This is a genomic window from Companilactobacillus furfuricola (assembly GCF_003946325.1).
Classification (GTDB): domain Bacteria; phylum Bacillota; class Bacilli; order Lactobacillales; family Lactobacillaceae; genus Companilactobacillus; species Companilactobacillus furfuricola.
Map to the genome: position 1 here is coordinate 1 of NZ_RHNT01000090.1, position 3,419 is coordinate 3,419.

1 protein-coding gene is annotated in these 3,419 nt (G+C 39.9%); it reads left to right on the forward strand.

Annotation, left to right across the window (positions count from 1 at the left end; translation table 11 throughout):
* Positions 1-613: 613 nt before the first annotated feature.
* Complete coding sequence (locus tag EKM78_RS12315; protein WP_125772640.1) at positions 614-3,028, forward strand: M13 family metallopeptidase; 2,415 nt, start codon at positions 614-616, stop codon at positions 3,026-3,028.
* Positions 3,029-3,419: the final 391 nt, after the last annotated feature.

The window sequence follows — 3,419 nt, forward strand, 5'->3', positions numbered from 1 at the left end:
CCAGGCATCTCAAAACTCGGTCTTTCTCTAAGCTCCTTCGTCGCCAAGAGAAATTTGGGTACTGAGGTCTGTATCCCCGGGCCCCTCCGTCTAGATGGAGACAATATCCCCCCTCGGTTGAGTTTTACCGATGTATTTTCTGCAAATTGGCACTTTTTGCGCATCCTATTTCTCACATGTCTATCTCAGGATTTATCTATTCTGGTGGGGAGTAGGGGCTTCCTTTTCTTGTTTGAATATATTTTATTTCTAGATCACTGACTTTTTTCTCGGTTCGCGGGACTTTGCTCCGCTCATTTTGTTTCCTGACTTACGTTGTTGTTGATTAATTTCATTATTTTTTCGCTTGATAAGTGTAAATATATGTTTTTATCTCTTGCTTTCACTTCTTGCTTGCGTGCTCGTTCCTCGCACTCTTGCATGGCCCTGTGTTTTCTGTTTTTCTGGTTTTTATGTTGATTTTTTTTATTTTTTTGAATATTGCTGAAGGGGCGTTCTCTTTATTAAAAAGTCAATTGTTGAAAAAAGTATTTTTATTTATAGATTACTTTTTTGAGATGATGGGTTGATTATGTAGGTGTCAAATAATATTGACAGTTATGGAGGCGCTCCTATGAAATTGAATAAAACTATGCTTGGTGTTTTTACATTTTCTGCGGTTATTCTGGGAGCTATTTCTTCTTCCCAAACGGTTAAGGCGGATTCTGTTTCGGATTCTGCTCAACCGGATTCAGAGAGTGTAGAGACTTCCAATTTTTCTGCTTTACCAAATGATGATAAAAATCAAACTGCGGTTGCTGTTTCTGATTCGACAACTGCTGCTAATGAGAATTCTTCGACGGACGCGGTTTCTGCGCAGGTTCCGTCTGCAGGTTTAGCTTCATCTGGGGCTGATGCTTCAAATGTTGATTCTTCTGCACCTGTTTCATCTGCTTCGGCTTCTTCAAGTTCAGTTGCTGCTGGCGCTGGTGGATCAGTTGCTGATGTTTATAATGCTTTGCCAGATGCTTCTCCTTCTGGTTCAGATGGTTCTGCTACTACTACCACAACGACAGCAACTACTACTGATCCTTCTTCTGAACCGGTTAATACTAATGGTGGCGACTGGAGTAATGATGTTGTTTATTCTCGGCCACAAGATAATTTTTATATGTATGAAAATGGTAACTGGGTCAATGAGACTTCTGTCGATGATGTTACTCCTGAAGAGGGTACTTTTAATGACGTTACGGCTTCGGTCAACCAAAAGGTTGAGGATGCTTTTAATAAGTTATCTGATGGGATGGACTCAGCCGGTACTGCTATGGATGAGGCTACTTGGTTTTATCAACTTACCCAAAATGACGATTTGAGCAACGCTGGTGTGATTACGCCTGATCTGGCTAATGAGGTCAATGAGATTTTGAAGTGGCAGAGTATGAGTGATGCTAATGGCGACTTTACTAATGAGATCGGTTTTGATGAGCCTACGCCATTTTCGATTTTGATCTCTCGTGACCAAAATGATCCTACTAAAAAAGCTATTTATTTGTTCGGAGCTCAGCCTTTGATGCTGACTGATCAAGGTATCGCTGCTAGTGAAGAAGATACTGTGGTCAACTTTTTGCAATTGGCTGGTTATTCGGACGATATGATCCAAAATATTATTACTGGTACTGTTAATTACGATCAATTATTAATGAATACTTTATCGCCAGATGATTTGAACGCTACTGAACAGATCAGCGGCGGTTATCAAAAAGTTAGCTTGAATGATTTAATCAATAGCTCAAATTATATTAATTTTAACGGTATATTGCATACACTTACTGGAGAATATCCAGATTATGTTTACGAGATGACACCATCTTATTTTGACAATATTCAAGAGTTGTTGAATCCTAGTACTTTCAACGATTTGAAGGGTTGGATGATTTCCAATTTGGTCCTTTATCGTGCTAGTGAGTTACAAAATATTGTTGGTGGATTTCAAAATTATTTGCAAGTTACTCATCCAGATCTGAGCCGAGAATTTTTGTATAATTCTGAGAATTTGACGCCTGATCTGCAAAGAGAGCTGGCTTACTACTTGACGACTCAAGCTTTTGCCGATGGTTTCAGTGCCTATTATGGTCCACAGATCGTTACGCCAGCAGAAATAAGTGCTGTTACTACGATGACTAAGAAAATTATTTATAACTATTCAACGGAGATCATTAATAGTAATTGGCTCGATGATGCCACGAAGCGTAATGCTTTAGGTAAATTGAGTCGACTTAAAGTTAATATTGGTTATCCATCTAGTAAAGACTTTGACTACTTCAACCGGGTCGATATTGAAGGTAACAATTCGGCTTACGTCAACTACCGTGATCTTGTTGGGGCAGAGGCTTTGCAAAACTTTGCTGACTTTAGTCAACCAGTTGATCGTTCCGCATGGACGGAAGGTGAGTCGGCACTGGCACCTAATGCTTCTTACGATCGGTTGACTAACTCGATCACTATTAGTGCTGGTATTATTAATAGTCCGTTCTTTAGTTTGTCTAATACTGATTCGCAAAATTTAGGCGGTCTTGGTGTGATCATCGGTCACGAATTGACGCACGCTTTTGATGCTAACGGTTCGCAATACGATGGTAATGGCGAGATGGTTGATTGGTGGTCTGCTGCTGATCATGCTCGTTTTGAACAGATCGTTGAGCAGTTTGAGAATGAGTATAACGGGATCCCTTATGCTGGTAGTTTTGTTGATGGTGCACAAACTGTTGATGAAAATATTGCTGATAATGGTGGTCTAAATGTTGCTTTGGCTACGCTTGAAGCTGACCCTGAATATGATCTGCAACAATTTTTTGAAAATTATGCTTTGGGATGGAGATCGAAGTATACTCCTGAGCTTGAGGCTGAGCAGTTGGATGATGTTCATACGCCTGATAGTTTGCGGGTTAATGTTAGTTTGCAAAATATTAACGCGTTTTATGATGCGTTTGATGTTCAGCCTGGTGATGGGATGTATTTGGCTCCGGATCAACGGGTTAATATTTGGTAATTGTTTTGCTTTGTGATAGGAACTGATGGTTGCCATTTTTGAAGGAAGTGGTTAGTTGGTATTGTTTTTTGAATAGGTTTTGATTTTTCTTTATTATTATTCCTCCTCAGAATAAGATTAAACTGAAATTTCTTGGGTCCTGGGTTAAATCCTGGGACTTTTTTTATTGATGTGAGAGAGCTATGGCAGACAGAAGCGTTTTTCTTTTGCTGACGTTTGTGATTTTTGGTGGTTGGGTGTTGAGGTAGTAGTTTGGTTGTACGTTCAATGCCGACTCCGGGGCCCGGGGATACAGACGCTGGAACGTGGTGGACTGCTACAATTTTTTTAACCGGACAGATGAAAAACAATAATCAGTCCGGGAGACGATAACAATGAGTAGGAAAAATAA